This is a genomic window from Tabrizicola piscis, assembly GCF_003940805.1.
GTDB classification, from domain to species: domain Bacteria; phylum Pseudomonadota; class Alphaproteobacteria; order Rhodobacterales; family Rhodobacteraceae; genus Tabrizicola; species Tabrizicola piscis.
This window is the reverse complement of sequence record NZ_CP034328.1, coordinates 3,289,426-3,307,676: the sequence shown is the minus strand read 5'-3', so window position 1 is coordinate 3,307,676 and position 18,251 is coordinate 3,289,426. Positions and strand designations below refer to the sequence as shown.

16 protein-coding genes are annotated in these 18,251 nt (G+C 63.5%); 6 read left to right on the top strand and 10 right to left on the bottom strand.

Annotation, left to right across the window (positions count from 1 at the left end; translation table 11 throughout):
• Positions 1 to 19: 19 nt before the first annotated feature.
• From EI545_RS21400 to kdpF, 9 genes are all read right to left on the bottom strand, one after another.
• Positions 20 to 172, bottom strand: coding sequence for a hypothetical protein (locus tag EI545_RS21400; RefSeq protein ID WP_164517321.1), 153 nt, complete (start codon positions 170 to 172; stop codon positions 20 to 22).
• 17 nt (positions 173 to 189) lie between these two features.
• Complete coding sequence (gene wrbA / locus EI545_RS16065) at positions 190 to 813, bottom strand: NAD(P)H:quinone oxidoreductase (protein ID WP_125326399.1); 624 nt, start codon at positions 811 to 813, stop codon at positions 190 to 192.
• 105 nt (positions 814 to 918) lie between these two features.
• Positions 919 to 1,806 (bottom strand): LysR family transcriptional regulator, encoded by an 888-nt coding sequence (locus tag EI545_RS16060; protein ID WP_125326398.1) that lies wholly within the window; start codon positions 1,804 to 1,806, stop codon positions 919 to 921.
• Positions 1,807 to 2,226: 420 nt separating this feature from the next.
• Positions 2,227 to 2,922, bottom strand: coding sequence for a response regulator (locus EI545_RS16050; RefSeq protein WP_125326397.1), 696 nt, complete (start codon positions 2,920 to 2,922; stop codon positions 2,227 to 2,229).
• Positions 2,919 to 5,609, bottom strand: coding sequence for a sensor histidine kinase (locus EI545_RS16045; RefSeq protein WP_125326396.1), 2,691 nt, complete (start codon positions 5,607 to 5,609; stop codon positions 2,919 to 2,921). The genes EI545_RS16050 and EI545_RS16045 overlap by 4 nt, the downstream gene beginning before the upstream one ends.
• Positions 5,606 to 6,199 carry a potassium-transporting ATPase subunit KdpC gene (gene kdpC / locus EI545_RS16040; RefSeq protein ID WP_125326395.1) on the bottom strand — a complete coding sequence of 198 codons (594 nt, stop codon included), beginning with the start codon at positions 6,197 to 6,199 and terminating at the stop codon, positions 5,606 to 5,608. Before kdpC ends, EI545_RS16045 begins: the two co-directional genes overlap by 4 nt.
• A 65-nt stretch (positions 6,200 to 6,264) precedes the next feature.
• Positions 6,265 to 8,301: a potassium-transporting ATPase subunit KdpB gene (gene kdpB / locus EI545_RS16035; RefSeq protein WP_125326394.1), complete on the bottom strand. Its 2,037-nt coding sequence runs from the start codon at positions 8,299 to 8,301 to the stop codon at positions 6,265 to 6,267.
• A 9-nt stretch (positions 8,302 to 8,310) separates the two neighbouring features.
• Positions 8,311 to 9,987 (bottom strand): potassium-transporting ATPase subunit KdpA, encoded by a 1,677-nt coding sequence (gene kdpA / locus EI545_RS16030; RefSeq protein ID WP_425471651.1) that lies wholly within the window; start codon positions 9,985 to 9,987, stop codon positions 8,311 to 8,313.
• A gap of 8 nt (positions 9,988 to 9,995) precedes the next feature.
• Positions 9,996 to 10,121, bottom strand: a complete 126-nt coding sequence (gene kdpF, locus EI545_RS16025; RefSeq protein ID WP_245990115.1) for a K(+)-transporting ATPase subunit F — start codon at positions 10,119 to 10,121, stop codon at positions 9,996 to 9,998.
• Positions 10,122 to 10,841: 720 nt separating this feature from the next.
• Between kdpF and EI545_RS16020 the strand changes: the two genes are divergently transcribed.
• The 6 genes from EI545_RS16020 (at position 10,842) to EI545_RS21570 (ending at position 17,007) form a co-directional block, all read left to right on the top strand.
• Positions 10,842 to 12,461, top strand: a complete 1,620-nt coding sequence (locus EI545_RS16020) for an OpgD/OpgG family glucan biosynthesis protein (RefSeq protein ID WP_125326392.1) — start codon at positions 10,842 to 10,844, stop codon at positions 12,459 to 12,461.
• Positions 12,462 to 12,469: 8 nt separating this feature from the next.
• Positions 12,470 to 12,655 carry a hypothetical protein gene (locus tag EI545_RS16015; RefSeq protein WP_125326391.1) on the top strand — a complete coding sequence of 62 codons (186 nt, stop codon included), beginning with the start codon at positions 12,470 to 12,472 and terminating at the stop codon, positions 12,653 to 12,655.
• 3 nt (positions 12,656 to 12,658) lie between these two features.
• Complete coding sequence (gene mdoH / locus EI545_RS16010) at positions 12,659 to 14,434, top strand: glucans biosynthesis glucosyltransferase MdoH (protein WP_425471582.1); 1,776 nt, start codon at positions 12,659 to 12,661, stop codon at positions 14,432 to 14,434.
• Complete coding sequence (locus EI545_RS16005; protein ID WP_125326390.1) at positions 14,427 to 15,572, top strand: OpgC family protein; 1,146 nt, start codon at positions 14,427 to 14,429, stop codon at positions 15,570 to 15,572. The genes mdoH and EI545_RS16005 overlap by 8 nt, the downstream gene beginning before the upstream one ends.
• Before the next feature lie 280 nt (positions 15,573 to 15,852).
• Positions 15,853 to 16,407 carry an integrase arm-type DNA-binding domain-containing protein gene (locus EI545_RS21575; protein WP_216842462.1) on the top strand — a complete coding sequence of 185 codons (555 nt, stop codon included), beginning with the start codon at positions 15,853 to 15,855 and terminating at the stop codon, positions 16,405 to 16,407.
• Positions 16,408 to 16,413: 6 nt separating this feature from the next.
• Positions 16,414 to 17,007, top strand: a complete 594-nt coding sequence (locus tag EI545_RS21570) for a tyrosine-type recombinase/integrase (RefSeq protein ID WP_216842461.1) — start codon at positions 16,414 to 16,416, stop codon at positions 17,005 to 17,007.
• 79 nt (positions 17,008 to 17,086) lie between these two features.
• On the opposite strand, the gene EI545_RS15995 is transcribed toward EI545_RS21570, so the two are convergent.
• Positions 17,087 to 17,455 (bottom strand): hypothetical protein, encoded by a 369-nt coding sequence (locus EI545_RS15995; protein WP_125326389.1) that lies wholly within the window; start codon positions 17,453 to 17,455, stop codon positions 17,087 to 17,089.
• Positions 17,456 to 18,251 lie beyond the last annotated feature (796 nt).

Genomic DNA, 18,251 nt, shown 5'->3' with positions numbered 1-18,251 from the left:
GAACAGAAAGGTTGGCGGGTCAAACTGGGCAGAGCGTCGGAAGGGCGCGAGACATATCCGCCCCCCCGATCCCGATATCCCGGGCGATATGGGGGCCCAGCCGTCTGGCCAGCGCATCCACCTCGGCCCTATGGCGATGGGCGCGCCAGGCGCGCAGTAGCGAGGTCAGCATGTTGTCACCATATCCCTTCAGGCGGCCTGCAGGCGGGCCGCCCCAGCGACAAGCCGCGTGGCGATGCTTGCGACATGGGCCCCAAGAAACCGGGCCCCGGCCAGTTCTGTCGCGTTTGGCGTAAAGCTGCCGTCGGCCCCGGCAATCGTGCCCGCGCCATAAGGCGCGCCGCCGATGATGCGCTCGCCCGAGGTCTGGCCGGCAAAGCTGTAGGGCAGTCCTGCGATCAACATGCCAAAGTGCTGCAGCGCGATCTGGGTCGACAGCATCGTCGCCTCATGCCCGCCATGCTGCGACCCGGTTGAGACAAAGACCCCGGCGACCTTTCCAACCAGCGCATTGCGGGCCCAAAGGCCACCCGCCTGGTCCAGGAACTGTTTCATCTGCCCGGCCATCAGACCAAACCGCGTCGGCGTGCCGAACAGGATTGCGTCGTAGTCGGCAAGGTCGGTCGGTGCGGCGGTCGCGGTGTCATCCTCGATGAAGCCCGCGCTTGCGCGGACATCTTCCGGGACAGTTTCAGGGACCCGGCGGATTTCAACATGCGTGCCCGGCACAGTCCGGACGCCTTCGGCCACAGCATTGGCCAGCGTGCGGACATGGCCGTAGCTGGAGTAATAAAGCACGAGTATGCGGGTCATCTGATCCTCATCAACAGCGGGTTGCGATGTCGTGAAGATCAGGGATCGGGCGAGAGTCAGTAATCGGGTCCGGCGCAAATCACTCTTTACGCCCAGTGAAGAATATCAGCCCTTCAACGCGGCCTGCAGGTGATCAAGGAAAGCCATGACCCGCGCGTCCATGCCCAGTCGCGCGGCGGTGACCGCGCAGATATCACGCGGCGCAAAGCGGTAGTCGGGCAGCAGACGGACCAGTTCGCCCCGCGCGACGGGGCCGTCCGAGACAAAGCTGGGCAGCGTGCCCACCCCGGCCCCGGCAACCAGAAGGTCCCGCAGGACGATGCTGCTGCCTACCCTGACCGCAGGGTCAACGCTTAGGTTTACGGGGCCGTCCGGGCCGACCATGTCCCAAGACGTAAGGTGGTCGGACAACAGGAAACCGATCACCTTGTGATGCGGAATATCATCCGGTCTGGTCGGAAGCCCCGCATGTGCGACATAGCTTGGGGCGGCAAAGACGCCTTGGTGAACGGTGCCGATCTTGCGGGCGATCAAGGTGGAATCCCGCATGGCCGACCGGATGCGGATCGAGACATCGAACCCGCCCTCGACCATGTCGACGACCCTGTCATCCAGCGACAGGGTGACGCGCAGATCGGGGAAGGCCGCTGTGAACGCGGGCAGAACGGGCGCTATGACCAGTGTGCCGAAAGAATTTGAGGCGTTGACCTTCAGATGGCCACGGATCGCGCCTGCGCCATCGCGGATGTGATCCTCCACCCGGTGCACGGCATCAAGGATCCCCAATGCCTCGTGGTAATAGACGCGGCCCGCCTCGGTCAGCGACATCCGGCGGGTCGTGCGGGTGATCAGGGTGGTGCCAAGGCTATCCTCCAGCAGCCGGATCTCGCGGCTCAGAAGGGCGGCGGAGACTCCCAGATCCTCGGCCGCCCGGGCAAAGCTGCCGCGATCGACGATGCGGCAATACGCTTGCATGGTAGAAAGCTTGTCCATCGTGCCGTGTCATCGTCAGAACGCCGATACAGGATCGTTCGCACGGGCCCACATGTAAATCGCCAATTTGGGACCACGCCTGGGCGAGGCGGCACTGCATGGTTATCGGGCGACTGACCGCCAGATAGCATCTTTGGAAGCTTGGCCGTTTGACCTGGCTGCAGAAGCAACCGCCGCATCTTTCTGCCGGGAACGCGACCTACGCCACCTGGAACAAACACGTTGGTCACCGCAGCTTGCCTTTCAAGCAAAGCGTATCAGTCGATGGGCAGCGCAATCGGACGCATTGGCGCGCCATCGGCGCCGCGAAGCTTGAGGCTTGCACCGATGAAGGCGAACTCGTCGACACCATCCGCCGCGAGGCCTTCGCGACAGCGACGCCTGACCCAGTCCCCGCAAGTGACCGATGATCCACCTTGGTCAGGTCAGCGATGGGTCGAGAAACCGGTACCCGATGCCCGGCTCCGTCGCGATGAAGCGTGGGTTTGCTGCATCATCCCCAAGCTTCTGGCGCAATTGGCGCACATAGACACGCAGGTACTGGCTGTCTTCTGCATGGGCCGGACCCCAGATCGCCCGCAGGATCATCTCTTGGGTGACCAGCCGTCCGCGGTGGCTGGCCAGCATCCACAACAGGTCGAACTCGCGGCGCGTGAGGTGCAAGGCAACGCCGTCCATCGCAGCGGAATGGTCGGCCGCGTCGATCCGCAACGGGCCGATGCTCAGAACTGACGGGACTGCCTCGGTGCTGCGATCCCGAAGCAGGCCACGAACGCGGGCAAGGAATTCCTTCACGCCAAAGGGCTTGACCACATAGTCCTGTGCGCCCGCGTCCAGCGCTGCGACCTTGTCGCTTTCATCGGCGCGGACGGAAAGGATCAGCACGGGAACCGTGCTCCAGCCTCGCAGGTCACGCAGCACGGTCAGGCCATCCGCATCCGGCAGCCCAAGATCAAGCACCACCAGCGCCGGGGTCTCCCGCGCCGCCATCGCCAGTCCCTCGCGCGCGGTGCCAGCCTCGATCACGCCATAGCCCTCCGCCTCAAGCGCGACCCGCAGAAAGCGGCGGATCGGGGCTTCGTCATCGACGACAAGGATTCGGGCGGGGGCACTCACGCAGCGACCTCGGGATTGTGGAGGGGGAGTGCCATCACGATACGCGTCCCGGTGCCATCAGGCCAGCCAGTCTCGGCCCGGCCCGACTCGGCCTTGATCGTGCCGCCCATCGCCTCGATCAGCCCCTTGCAGATGGCAAGGCCAAGGCCGGTGCCCGCCCTCTGACGGTCGCCCCCGGCCACGCGATAGAACATGTCGAAGACGCGGGCCGTGTCCTCCACCGGGATGCCGGGACCATGGTCGGTCACCGACAGTTCGACGCGGGCGCCCAGCAGACGGGCCGCGATGGTGATCGCGGTTCTTTCGGGCGAATACTTTGCCGCGTTGTCGAGGATGTTGACCAGCACCTGCTCCAGCAGCACCCCGTCGGCAAGGATCAGCGGCAGGTTCGGCGCAAGATCAACCCGCAGGTCATGCCCGCGCAGGACGCCCTTCATCCGGGATCGCGCGCCCCCGACAATCTCGGCCACGTCCTGCGGCGCCAGTCTGGGCTTGAGCGCGCCGTGACCCAGACGCGTCATGTCAAGCAGGTTCTGGACGTAGCGGTCGAGCCGTTCGCCTTCCTCACGGATGTTCTCGGCCAGATCACGCCGGGCGTCCGGCGGCAGGTCCGCATCCACGAGATGACCGGCTGCCCCGATGATCGTCACAAGCGGCGTCCTAAGGTCATGGCTGACCGAGTTCAAAAGCGCGGTGCGCAGGCGTTCGGTCTCGGTGGCAAGCTGGGTGGCGGCAAGGTCTTCGGTCAGCCGCAGCCGTTCCAGCGCCAGCGCGATCTGGTCGATCAGCGCGTCAAGCAGGCGGCGGTCGGTGCGGGCAAGCTGGCGATCATCTTCATATGCAATACCAAGCACGCCCAACCGCCGGTCGCCCGCCACCAGCGGCAGAAAGAACCACCGTGCTGTGGGCAAGGTGTCCGATCCCCGGCCCGCAGGCTCCCCCTTTTCCCAGGCGAACTGCGCGGCAGACTGGTCGCGCACGTCCAGCCGATCCTCCGGCGGGAAGCCACCTACAACCCGCAACTCTGCCCCACGCGGCATCAGCAGCACCGCCTCGCAGCGCAGCGTCGTCGCCACATGGCTGACCGAGGCCCAAACCACATCATCCGCCGTGGCAGCGGCAGCGACACGGCGGCTGAAGTCGTAAAGCTTGTTCGTCCGGTCGGCGATGGCGGCCTGCGCCTCTACCCGGGCACGCAGGCGGGCGGCAAGATTTCCCGTCACCAGCGAGGCGGCGAGGAACAGCCCCAGCGTCAGAAGCTCGCCCTGCCGAGAGACATGGAACGTATAGCGCGGATGAGTGAACAGGAAGTTGTACGCCATGAAGCCCAGCACGGCGGCCGCAAGGGCAGGGCCCAGACCGCGGCGGCTGGCCACGACAACGACCGCCGTCATGTAGATCACGCTCAGGCTGGCCACCGGAAACAACTGCTCGGCCCCCCAGGAACAGGCCGAGGCGATGGCGACGGCCAGCACCGCTTCGCCCCAAGCCTTCGGTTCCGCCCCCAGACGCGGGCTGCGAAAGCCACTGGCCTTCGGTTTCTCGTCAGGTTCCGAGGCGACGGTGACCTCGAATGCTCCAGACCGGCGCAAAACATCCGTCGCAACATCCTCGGACGTCAACCTTGCCCAGAACGGGCGGGGCCGCGGGCGACCGATCACGATGCGACGCACGTTGCGGTCCCGCGCATAGGTCAGGATCGCCTCGGCCACGTCATGCTCGGCCTCCAGCGTCGCCAGTTCCGCGCCCAGCCGTTCGGCCAATCGCAGGCTTCCCGCCAGCCGGTCCTTGTCGGCCTCGGGCAAGCCTTCCATCCGCGCCTGCGCCACGTTCAGCGCGATCCATTCCGCTCGCGCCCGGTCGGCGCTGCGCTTGGCAACCCGGATCGCCTCACGCGCGGCGGGGCTTTCGTTGATGCACACAAGGATGCGTTCCTGCGTGGGCCATGGCCCGGCGATGGCGTTCGCGGCCATATGCTCACGCAGTTGCGCATCCACCCGGTCAGCGGCGGCGCGCATGGCAAGCTCGCGCAGCGCGGTCAGGTTGCCCTTGACGAAGAACGACCCCAACGCGCGGGCCGCCTGATCCGCCGGATAGACCTTGCCCTGCTTCAGCCGGTCCACCAGTTCATCCGGCGGCAGGTCGATCAGCTCGATCTCATCCGCCATTTCCAGCGCGCCGTCCGGGACGGTTTCCCGAACCCGAACGCCGGTAATCCGCGCCACCGTTTCGTTCAGCGTCTCGATGTGCTGGATGTTCAGCGTGGTATAGACGTCGATCCCGGCGGCCAACACTTCCTCGACATCCTGCCAGCGCTTGGCGTGGCGGCTGCCGTCGGCATTCGTATGGGCCAGTTCGTCGATCAGGGCGAGTGCGGGTTTGCGCGCCAGCAAACCGTCAAGGTCCATCTCGGTCAACGCCCGGCCCTTGTGAATGACAGGCTTGCGCGCAAGCTGCGGAAGGCCCGCCAGCTTGGCCTGCGTTTCGGACCGCCCATGCGTCTCGATCAGGGCCGCCACCACATCGACGCCTTCCGCCCGCTTGCGATGCGCGTCGTCCAGCATGGCCCAGGTCTTGCCGACCCCCGGTGCCGCGCCCAGAAAGACCTTAAGCCGCCCCCGCCCTTCCCGCGCGGCCTGCACGAGAAGTGCCTCAGGAGAGGGGCGAATTTCGGAATCCGGGGTCATTCGGTGGTGTATCCTTCCCCTCCAGCGGGCGGCATCGGGAAGGCTTCGTCAAGGGCGATGTTGGTCAGAAGCACGTTCACGCGCGGTTCGCCATAAAGGCCAAGGAACGGTTTCTCGACGGCGGCTTCGATCAATCCCCGCACCGCACCCGCATCCGCACCGCGCAAGGCTGCTATGCGGCCCGCCTGCGCCAGCGCGTTTTCAGGGCTGATATCCGGGTCCAACCCCGAACCAGAGGCGGTGACGGCGTCGATCGGGGCCTCGGTTCCTTTCTCTGCCTCCCAAGCGGTGCGACGTTCGGCGACTGTGGCTATCAACGCCGCCGAGGTCGGCCCAAGGTTAGAAGCCCCGGTCCCGGCGGCGTTCCAGCCACTGGCCGAGGGACGGGGGTGCAGATAGCCCGCGCCAGCAAAGGGCTGCGCGATCAGGGATGAACCGATGATGGTTCCATCCCTCTCGATCAGGCTGCCATTGGCGGCCATCGGAAACAGCGTCTGCGCAGCGCCGGTCATCGCCAGCGGGTAGGCAAGACCCGTCAGCAGGGTAAAGACCACGGTCAGGGAAATGGCGGGGCGAAGGTGGGTTATCATGGGTCAACCTCTGCGATTGGGTACCTCCCTCCCCCCTCATGGGGAAGGGATGGGGTGGGGGGGCGTCAGGCAAGGTTCAGGGCGACAAGGGTAGCGTCGATGGCCTTGATCCCGAAGAAGGGCACGATCAGCCCGCCCAGCCCGTAGATCAGCAGGTTGCGCCGCAAAAGCGCCGCCGCGCTGGACGGACGGTAAGACACCCCGCGCAGGGCCAGCGGCACCAGCGCCACAAGGATCAGCGCGTTGAAGATCACAGCCGACAGGATGGCACTGGTGGGCGAGGCCAGCCCCATGATGTTCAGCGCCCCCAGCCCGGGATAGGCCGCAACAAAGATCGCGGGCAGGATGGCGAAGTATTTCGCCACGTCATTGGCGATGGAGAATGTCGTCAGCGCCCCGCGCGAGATCAGCAGCTGTTTGCCCACCAGCACCACCTCGATCAGCTTGGTCGGGTCGCTGTCTAGGTCGATCAGGTTCGCGGCCTCCTTCGCCGCCGGGGTGCCCGCGTTCATCGCCACGCCCACGTCGGCCTGCGCCAGCGCGGGCGCGTCGTTCGACCCGTCGCCGCACATGGCCACCAGCCGCCCGCCCGCCTGTTCGCGGCGGATCAGGTCCAGCTTCATCTCGGGTGTCGCCTCGGCCAGAAAGTCATCCACCCCGGCCTCGGCGGCAATCGCGGCGGCGGTCAGCGGGTTGTCGCCGGTGATCATCACCGTGCGGATACCCATCGCGCGGAGTTCCGCAAAGCGTTCTCGCACGCCGGGTTTGACGATATCCTTGAGGTGGACCGCACCAAGGATTTCTGCGCCTTCGGCCACCAGCAAGGGCGTGCCCCCTGACCGCGCGATGGCATCCACCTGGGCCGCCAGCGCCTGCGGCGGGGTCCGTCCGGTCAACCGGATCACCGCGTCAATCGCGCCCTTGCGAAAGCTGCGACCGCCCTCAAGGTCCAGCCCCGAAAGCCGCGTCTGCGCCGTGAAGGCAACGGCCTCGGCACCCCTTGGCATCGCCGGGACCGATCCCAGAACCTCGCGCGCCTTGTCGACGATGGATTTGCCCTCCGGCGTCTCATCGGCCAGCGATGCCAGCGCCGCCGCCTCAGCCAGTCGCGCCATGTCCACCCCCGGTGCAGGGATCAGCGCATCCGCCATCCGGTTGCCGAAGGTGATCGTGCCGGTCTTGTCCAGAAGCAGCGTGTCGACATCCCCCGCCGCCTCAACCGCCCGGCCGGATTTGGCGATGACATTGGCCTTCACGAGGCGGTCCATCCCGGCGATGCCGATGGCACTCAGCAGCCCGCCAATCGTGGTCGGGATCAGCGTCACGAACAACGCGCCCAGCACGATCACCGGGATCGTGGTGCCGGAATAGCTTGCGAAGGCCGGAAGTGTGACGACGACAAACAGGAAGATCAGCGTCAGACCCACAAGCAGGATGTTCAGCGCAATCTCGTTCGGGGTCTTTTGCCGTTCGGCCCCTTCCACCAGCGCGATCATGCGGTCAAGGAAGCTTTTCCCCGGTTCCGCCGTCACCCGGATCACCAGCCAGTCGGAAACGACCGTGGTGCCCCCGGTGACCGAGGACCGGTCGCCCCCCGCCTCGCGGATCACGGGCGCGCTTTCGCCGGTGATGGCGCTTTCGTTGACCGATGCGACGCCGCGCACGGCCTCGCCATCCGCCGGGATGATCTCACCCGCCGCCACATGCACGAACTGGCCTGCACGTAGCGCGGTGGACAGCGTTTCTGTCCCCGTGGCCGGATCGTCATCCACAGCACCCAGCACCCGCACCTTGGTTTCAGACTTCGTCGCGCGCAGGGTATCCGCCCGCGCCTTGCCCCGCCCTTCGGCGAGCGCTTCGGCAAAGTTCGCGAAGATCACGCACAGCCACAGCCAGGCCGCGATATGCAGGCTGGTCCCCGCGCCCGGAACGCCCGTCACAAGATCACGCAGGCCAAGAACCGTGGTCATCGCCGCCACGACGGCAGTCACGAACATCACCGGGTTGCGCCACAGGCTGCGGGGATCAAGCTTGGTGACGCTTGCCCGGATCGCGGCCGGGTAAAGGCCGGTCATATCGGCCGTCTTGGTCAGTTTCGACATTTGGGTGCCTCAGAAGCTTTGCCCGGCCACACGCGCGGTCTCTTCCGCGATCGGGCCAAGGGCGAGGACAGGGAAGAAGGTCAGCGCGCCAAGGATCAGCACGGTAAGGATCAAGAGCGTCACGAACAGCGGCCCATGCGTAGGGAAAGTGCCCGAGGTGACAGGGGCCTGCGGCTTGCGCACCATCGACCCGGCAATTGCCAGCATCGGGATGATGATCGCATAGCGTCCCAGCAGCATGATGATCCCCAGCGTGGTCGTGTGCCAGGGCAGCGCCGCGCCATAACCGCCGAACGCCGACCCGTTGTTTCCGGTGGCCGACGAATAGGCGTAAAGGATCTCGCTCATCCCATGCGGCCCGGGGTCCTGCACCGCCGCCAGCGCCTGCGGGACGGTGGCAGCGACAGCGCCCCCAACCAGAATGCCCAACGGCATCGACAGGAAGGCCAGCACCGCCAGAGTTACTTCGCGCCCCTCGATCTTGCGGCCAAGGTATTCGGGCGTGCGCCCGACCATCAGCCCGGCCAGAAACACGGCAAGGACGACGTAAAGAAGCATCCCGTAAAGCCCCGCACCGACCCCGCCGAAGATCACCTCGCCAATCTGCATGTTGACCATCATCACAAGGCCCGATAGCGGCATGAAGCTGTCATGCATCGCGTTGACCGACCCGTTCGACGCGGCGGTCGTGGAAGCCGCCCAAAGCGCCGACAGCATCGCGCCAAAGCGTTGCTCCTTGCCCTCCATGTTCGCGCCCAGCCCCAGGGCGGGGTTCCCTGCAACCTCGTAGACATGGATTACCGCAAGGCCCGCCACGAACATCACCGCCATCGCGGCAAAGATTGCCCAGCCCTGTCGCCGGTCCCCCGCCATGCGCCCGAAAAGAAAGCAGAAGGCCACCGGGATCAGCAGGATCGACAGCGACTGCGCCATGTTCGACGCGATGGTCGGGTTCTCGAACGGATGGGCCGAGTTCACGCCGAAGAATCCCCCGCCGTTGGTGCCAAGCTGCTTGATGGCGATCTGCGCCGCTGCCGGGCCCCGGGCGATCACCTGTTCCTGCCCCTCGACGCCCGTCGCAACGACCGCGCCCTGCAGCGTCTGCGGCACGCCCTGCCAGCCAAGGAACAGCGCCAGCACGACAGAGAGTGGCAGCAGAATCCACAGGACCGACCGGGTCAGATCGACCCAGAAATTGCCAAGCGTCGCCCCCTTGGCCGAAACGAAGCCCCGGATCACCGCAACGGCGACGGCCATGCCAGTGCCCGCACTGACGAAGTTCTGCACCGTCAGCCCGGCCATCTGGCTCAGGTAGCTCAGCTGCGCCTCGCCCGAATAGGCCTGCCAGTTGGTGTTGGTGACAAAGCTGACGGCAGTGTTGAAAGCAAGGTCAGGTGCCATGCCACCGATGCCGTCCGGGTTCAAAGGCAGCGCACCCTGCGCCCGCAGCAGGACATAGAGCACGACAAAGCCGGTCGCATTGAACACCAGAACGGCCAGCGCATAGCCACCCCAGCCCATGCCGCGGTCGGGCGCAGCACCACTAAGCCGGCAAAGCGCACCTTCAATCCGCAGCAGTACTGACGGAAGGGCCGCGGAATAGACCCGGACCATCCACAGTGCGAGGAGCCAGGCAAGGCCAACGAGTGCGGCAAAGTAGAGAAGATAGGAAAGCAGGTCCATGATGCGCCCCCTCAGAACCGGTCCGGCCGCAGCAGCGCCGCGCCAAGGTAGACAAACAGGCCCGCAGCGACGCCAAGACCCAAGATCAGATCGAACATGGTGCTACCCTCACAGCCGCTCAGCGGCGCGGATGCCAAGCGCGAAGACCGCAAACGCCGCAAGGCCGAGGGAAACGTACAGAAGGTCCAGCATGACATGACTCCTTGGGATGCTGGGCCGGAGACTGCCGTGAGACCGCGTAAAGGCTCTATTCGATAGGGGGGCGGATCGCGTAAGGACCGCGTAAAGAGAACCCGCTCAAGCGCGGTCTGGTCGGTCGCGACCGGTCCGCAGCCTGTCGATGGCACCGCGATGCCGGCAGAGTCGGGCCACAACCTTTCGGCGACCGACACAGCGTTCAGGTTCGAAGATGTCGATGCCTTTACCTGCGGCTGGCAGGGATGCTGACCGACGCCCCCCGCGACGCGCAGGAAGCGGACGTTAAGGCAAAGTGGGGCCGTCCTGTCCGGTTGGATAACACCGCAGATCAGACTCGCGCGGTGCGGTACAGCTTCTGACCAGAGGGTCTCAGCACCAACTTCGGCCCTCAAACGTGCCCACCCACGGCTTTCCGCCATTGTCTTGGGCAAACGGCGGAAACATGCCTATTCCAACGGCACGCGCCCCCATTTTCCCAAGGCGTGGTATTGACGCCGCGCTGCTGCATTCCGACCTATCGGCAGCATCAAGTATTCGACGGCAGGGTTGCTTTTGCTGCATGGCAGCATTGCGTTCACTGCATCGAGATTGATGTGGCGTCGGACCTTATAACCTGAGACTCGTCTTGAGTTTTTCGTGAATCGTTGTTGGGAGCTACCATGCCGGTCGAACCGGGTTTGCACATAACACTGCCACGCCGTGGCGTCCTTGCGGGCATCAGCACACTTGTGTTGCTGCACTGCGGCACCAGCCTGGTGCCGATGGCACGGGCCCAGACCGCGCCTGCCCCCGAAGCCGCCCCAGACGCTGCTCCGGTCGGTGTGCCCTTCGACTTCGACACCCTGACCGAAGAGATGCGCCTGCTGTCGCAAGCGGAAGCCGTCGCCGCCGAGCGTGCCAGCGGCTTCTTCTCGGACTTCACCTATGACGATTACAATTCGGTGCAGTTCAACCCCAAGCGTGCCCGTTGGGCCGGGCCTGAGGCCGGGTTCCACCTGCATGCCTTCCACATGGGCTGGCTCTTTGCCGAGCCGGTCAATCTGTTCGAGATTGAAGGTGGCGTCGCACAACCTATGGTGTTCAGCACTGACGATTTTCTTTACTACGACCGGGTCAAGGATCGGGTCCCCCTGCACGAACCGCTGCCCGGCGTGGCGGGTTTCCGGCTGAACGCGCCGTTGAACCGTGCCGACCTCTTTGACGAAGTGATCGCTTTCCTTGGCGCCAGCTATTTCCGGGCCGTGGGACGCGGTAATGGCTATGGGCTTTCCGCGCGCGGGCTCGCCATCAACTCGGGCCTGAACCAGCCCGAGGAGTTTCCCCGCTTCTCGCGGTTCTGGGTGGAAAAGCCGGTGCCCTTCGCGCGTGAAGTGACGGTCTATGCAGCACTGGAAAGCGCCAGCTGCACCGGCGCCTACCGCTTCGTCATCCGCCCCGGCACGAACACCGAAGTGGACGTGACCGCGCGGCTGTTCTTCCGCACCGAGGTGGACCAGTTCGGCATTGCCCCCCTGACCTCGATGTTCCTGTTTTCCGAAAAGAACCGGGCCGACTTCGACGATTTCCGTCCCAACGTGCATGACAGCGACGGGCTGGCGATCCTGCGCCGCGATGGCGACCGGATCTGGAGACCGTTGAACAATCCGGTGAAGCTGACCGAATCCTGGTTCGTCGAGGAAAACCTGCAATCTTTCGGCCTGATGCAACGCGACCGCGAATTCGAAAGCTATCAGGACGCCGTGTCGCATTACGAACGCCGCCCGTCCCTGCTGGTTGAACCCTTGGCCGATTGGGGCCGCGGCGCAGTGCGTCTGGTCGAGATTCCGTCCGATCTTGAGGTGAACGACAACATCGTCGCCTTCTGGGTCCCCGAGGCAAAGCCGGTTCCCGGCACGATGGTCGAATACGCCTATCGTCTGCACTGGGGCCTGCTGCCGGTCGATCCGGCCGCGGATGTCGCCTATGTCAAGGAAACCCGCGCCGGGACCGGCGGCGTGTCCGGGGTGGAAAACACCGAAGGCACCCGCAAGTTCGTGGTGGATTTTGCGGGGGGCATGCTGGCCACGCTTCCAACAGACGCCGAAGTTGAAGCGGTCGTGACGATCACTGGCGGCGAGATCAGCGTGCAGACCTTGTCGAAGATCGACAGCGTGAATATCTGGCGCCTCGTGATCGATGTCCTGCCCGAAACTGGCGCGACGGTGGAACTGGTCGCCCATGTTGCGGGTTATGGACGCAAGTTGTCAGAGAACTGGCAGTATCAATGGGTTACCGCATGACGATTCAGATGAAACATATCCCGGAACCGGCGTCAGCCATGCTGATCAAGCTGGACCTTGTCGGTCCGCCCGTCGCGCCTTTGGCGATGCCAAAGCAGGTACTGACACCAGAACCGGGGCAAATTCGCCGGTCATTGGGTCAGATCCAGTCATGGCTTGGACTGGGGCGCAGCGGCCTGCGCCGCGCAGGCTGATCCTTGTCGAAGCTGTCGCAGCCACGGTCGTCGGTCCTGCCTCCATCGGGCGGGGCGCGGGCGCTTGCGCTTTTGGCCAGCGTACTGGCAGCGCTGGCAGCGGGTCTGGTTTTTTCGGTCTATGGCGCGGCTGATGGCGTGTCGTCGCTTGACGTGCTGCGCAGCCTGCTCATCCTTTTGTCCACCTGGTGGCTGGCGTGGGGGGCGGCGACCGCACTTCTGGGCCTGACCTCGCGGCACCGCGCGGCACCGCTGCGCGCCACCGGGCCGATCCGGGGGAAGACCGTGGTGATCGTCCCGGTCTACAACGAAGATCCTGTCGATACATTCGCCCGGATCGCCGCGATGGATGCGTCACTCAAGGCCACCGGCAGCCTTGCGCATGTCGACTTCGCCGTGCTTTCCGACACCACAAACCATGCCGTCGCCACGCGTGAGCAGCAGTGGTTCGCGCGGCTTTTGGCAGAACAGAACGGCGTGGGGCGCATGTTCTATCGCCGCCGCACGCTGAACACCGGGCGCAAGGCCGGCAACATCGAAGAGTTCATCACCACCTCGGGCGGGGCCTGGGATTACGCGCTGATCCTGGACGCCGACAGCCTGATGGAGGGTGAGACCATCATCGAGATGATCCGCCGGATTGAAGGCGACCCTCGTCTGGGCTTGCTGCAGACGCTGCCCAAGGTGATCCGCGCGCGGTCCCGCTTTGGGCGCGCGATGCAGTTTGCCGCGGCCTTTCACTCACCCGCCTTTGCCCGCGGACTTGCGGTGATGCAGGGCCAAAGCGGGCCATTCTGGGGCCACAACGCCATCGTACGCATCCGCGCCTGGGCCGAAAGCTGTGGCCTTCCGGAACTGCCCGGCCCCGCCCCCTTTGGCGGGCATATCCTCAGCCACGATTCGGTCGAGGCGGCGCTTCTGGCGCGCGCGGGTTGGGTGGTGCGTCTGGATGACGATCTGGAAGGGTCGTTCGAGGAAGGCCCCGAGAACATCCTTGACCACGCCAAGCGCGACCGCCGCTGGTGCCAGGGCAACCTGCAGCATTCCAAGGTGCTGGCCGCCCCCGGTCTCCTGCCATGGAGCCGGTTTGTGTTGTTTCAGGGCATCTTCGCCTATATCGCGCCGCTGATCTGGCTGGCCTTCATCATGGTGTCGATCGCGGCGATCCCGCTGGCTGGAGAGCTGGACTACTTCCCGCAGGCCAACTGGCCTTTCCCGGTGTTCCCCGATGACCAGACGCCAAAGGCCGTGGGGCTAGCCGTTGGCATCTTCGGGCTTCTGGTGATGCCGAAGGTGCTGGTGGGCCTTGATGCCGTGGCGACGGGACGCGCCCGCGGCTTTGGTGGCATGGGGCGCAGCTTGCGCGCTGTGCTGTCCGAACTCGCGCTGTCCTCGGTCGTAGCACCAATTCTGCTGGCGTTTCAAAGCCGTTCGGTGACGCAGGTCCTGTCAGGGCGTGATGGCGGCTGGCCGCCCAACAACCGCGGCGATGGCGGGCTCAGCCTGTCCGAAAGCTGGGCCGCCGGGGGCTGGATCAGCTTTTGGGGTCTGGTCGGAATGGTCGTCACGCAGATGGTGGCACCGGTCCTGACGCTGTGGCTTTTGCCGGTGACGCTGCCGATGCTGGCCGCGCCCCTGTTGATCTGGTGGACATCGCGCCCCGCGTCGCCCGCGCATTTCCCCGTGCCGACCGACGTGCCCCCGCCAGTGGTTGCGCTGCATGACACCATCCTTGCGGAATGGACCAGCGCCAGCCCGTCGGAGCTGAAGGTTGCCTGAGCCCGTTCACGTCCGCGACCACCGGATCGACCTCCTGCGCGGACTGGCGCTGGTGATGATCTTCATCAACCACATCCCCGGCACGATCTGGGAGAACGTAACCTCGCGCAATTTCGGCTTCTCCGACGCGGCCGAAGGCTTCGTGCTCATGTCAGGCATTGCCACGGGGCTCGCCTACGGTGTGCCCTTCCTGAAAGGGCAGCCCACCTGGGCACAGGCGCTGCGGCCCTGGCGGCGGGCGCTGACGCTCTGGTGGGTGCATGTCCTTGTGGTCATTCTGATCGTGGTGCTGTTTTCGCTGACCCGCGATCAGACTGGCATCCTTGAGATGGCAGAAAAGCGAAACATCCTGCCGGTGCTGAACGATCCGGCGGAGTTTCTTCCAGCGCTGATCCTGGTGGCGCACCAGTTCGCCTATGCCGACATCCTGCCGCTTTACATCGTCCTGATGCTGGCCGCACCGGCGATCCTGTTTCTGGCGGTGCGCTGGCCTTTCGCGGTGATCGCCGGCGCAGTGCTGCTTTGGTTCCTGGTCGGGCTGGCCAAGCTGAAGATGCCCACCTACCCGCTTGAGAATGGCTGGCTCTTCAACCCGCTGGCCTGGCAAGTGCTGTTCGTGACCGGCATCGTGACCGGGCTCTTCATTCGCCAAGGGCGGCGGCTTCTGCCGGTGCGACCCTGGGCGCTGTGGTTGGCGATCGGGTTCCTGATCCTGTCGGCGATCTGGGTGCAAATGCCGGCAGTGGCCGCCTGGGGTGGGCACGGACTATGGGTCCTGCATGAATATGCGGGCTTTCCGGCAATCGTGACGTCCTTTGACAAAAGCTTTCTTTTCCTGCCGCGGCTCCTGCACATCCTGGCGCTGGCCTACGTCCTGAGCGCGCTTCCCGTCGTGCGGCGGCTGGCGGCCCAGCCCGTGCTTGCTCCGCTGGTGATGCTGGGGCGCCACTCGCTGCCGGTCTTTGCCACAAGCACGGTCCTGGCCTTTGGCGCGCAGGTGATCAAGTCGGTCTACGGGCCCTCGATACTGCTTGATACAGCGCTGATTCTGACAGGACTCGTGATGCTGTTCGCGCTGGCGCAGGCTCAAGACAGTCGAAAGCGGCAAAAACCCGTCGCGGTGACACCCTTCGCCTGACCCGGCGGGCGCATCACCAGCCCGCATCGCCGACCTTGCAACCCAAGCCGAAAGACACATCGGAATGGAAAGAGCTTGGCGATTTCGGGGGATTTAAGTGGTGCCCAGAGCCGGAATGGGTTTGGTTGAACATTCCAGCACATAGATTTTCATTTTCAATTACTTAGATTGCTCTCCGCCGTCACAGGCAACACCTCGCCGAACATCGCTGAACATACAATCACAGCACTTGAGGTGGACTAAAAGGTGGACTAGAAAAGATGGACTGCGGTAGGATTTGATGGTTCTCTTGAACAGCCTAAACCCACTTAAGGCCAAGAACCTTCACGAAGGCAAGTATGCTGACGGCCAGGGGCTTTGGCTGGTAAAGAGCGAGCGCTCGCGGGGAAAGTGGGTACTCCGCGTTGTCATCCAAGGAAAACGCCGGGAGATGGGGCTAGGCCGTTGGCCTGACGTCTCCATAGCGGAAGCGCGTGAACTTGCCGCAGAAGCGCGTCGAAAGCTCCGGGCGGGCATTGATCCGATAGCTCAGCGTGTCGAAGGCAGGAAGAAAGTCGCACGCCTAGCGGTACAACAAGCTGTGGACTCGTGCTTCGAAGCACGAAAGGCAGAACTGAAGGGTGATGGCGAGGCCGGTCGGTGGATGTCCCCACTCTCAGTCCACGTGCTGCCGGTGATCGGGAAAACGGCAATCGAAGACCTTGATCAGCATACTCTGAAGAAGGCGCTTGAGCCCATCTGGCACGCGAAGGCTGATACAGTTCGAAAAGCACTCAATCGCCTCAGCTTGACCCTAAAGCATGCGGCGGCACTCGGTCTTGAGGTAGACCCCTAGGCGACGATGAAAGTCCGGGCCTTGCTAGGCAAGCAACGGCATGTGTCCGCACATATCCCTTCAATGCCCTATGTCGAAGCGCCATCCTACTATGCCTACCTAGTGGGACGCGAAGGCCATATGTCGGTTCTGGCACTTCGCTTCGCAATGGTAACAGTTCTCCGCACCAGCGAAATCCGTTTCGCTACCCATACAATGATAACTGAGGATGTTCTGGCGATACCTGCAGAGGTCACAAAGACAAACCGTGAGCATCGTGTTCCGCTGGGAGATGAAGCAAAGCGCTTCATTGCTGAAGCCATGGCTCTTCAGGTCAGCGAACTGCTTTTCCCATCACCGAACGGCCTGGCAATGTCGGATGCGACCATGTCCAGGTTGATGGAGAGGGATGGCCTCCCCTACCGTCCACATGGATTTCGTGCGACTTTTCGAACATGGGCCGAGGATGTTGCTGACGCTCCATTTGAGGTAGCTGAGGCTGTTCTGGGTCATTCGGTGGAGGGCGAAGTGGCGAGAGCCTATCTACGTTCTGATCGACTGCAGAAACGTGGACTGCTATTGAAAAGCTGGGCCGACTTCCTGAAGTTGTCATCTGCGTAAATCAGTCGCTTTCTTGATCCAAATTCGCATGACAAGGCCCTTACCGGTGGGTAAGGGCCTTGTTTCGTTCAAGCATAGATTAAGCACTGCGGCTAAACAGATCTCTCAAGTTCAGGTTCGGAGCAAGAAGAAACGCAATGACGCTGAACCTGATCCCAGGCCCTCGGTGCGGCATAACAGCGTGTGGCGAGGGCTTTAGTGAAGGAACACCCAACTTCTCCCACATCATGCCCGGGAAGATGAGGGCCTTGCCGGGCTTTGTCCGGTCACTAACGTAACGATCAGGCGTTTCAAGAAACTTACTAGTCCCGTCTTGACTGAACGGGCCAATCACGAACTTGTCCGATTTGACGTCTGTGGCATGCATCACCAAGGTGAGCAACGACTTGTCAAAGTGCTTGCCAGTCGCCCAATCTTCACTGGGGAAATATGCCAGGACCTTGATCATCACTGACCTAGCATCGATCAAGTGATGGAAGTTCCTGAGTTCTGGATAGACCGAAGCTAACGATGAAAGTACGCTGACGAACGCTCGGTCTGCGTGTGTTACAAGTTCGTCCAGTCTCCGGGTTAGCGCGCGAAGGGCGAACGACCGATCAAAGACACCTCCGCGTACGCTCCTGAGAAAGCTTCCAAGCGGGGACGCGTACTGAAAGTAAGACTTTTCTTCCTTGTCGGTTCGCTCGCGTCGATCCCTGAAGCCAAACGGTGCCCCAGAGTAGGCAACGGCGTTCGACGCGAGTGACGTCCACGCAGATACCTCATCGTTCAACTCTCTGGCAGTGTCGCTGCCACTTTCGGAGTGAAAGGCATCCTTGTAGTCATCATATAGGGCACTGAACTCAAGGTCATTAGGCACTGCCCGTTCCAAGATCGTGTAGCCTCTATCGTCAAATGACGACCTCAAACGCTCACCGCACAGCTGAAAACAGTCACCACATCCCGCCTTGACTGCGAGCGAATCAGTGATACATTGGACCCTAGATCGGCGCTGCTGTAGCGCCGATGTAGGAATCCCAGTAGGGGTAGACGATTGCGAAGGTTGCATATCTCGCTCCTGCGATTTTCTCAACAACCCAGCTCTCAGGTGGCACCGTTGGCGCGGTGTTTTCCACCCTGCTGGGATTCCGAACTTTAGCTGAGCCGTTGCCGAAGTCAATCTGTGCTCTCTGAAGCAAGAAACGGCGCGCACAACCGACAGGTTGTGCGTCTTTTATGAACGAGCGCAAGATGTAGTAGCGTTG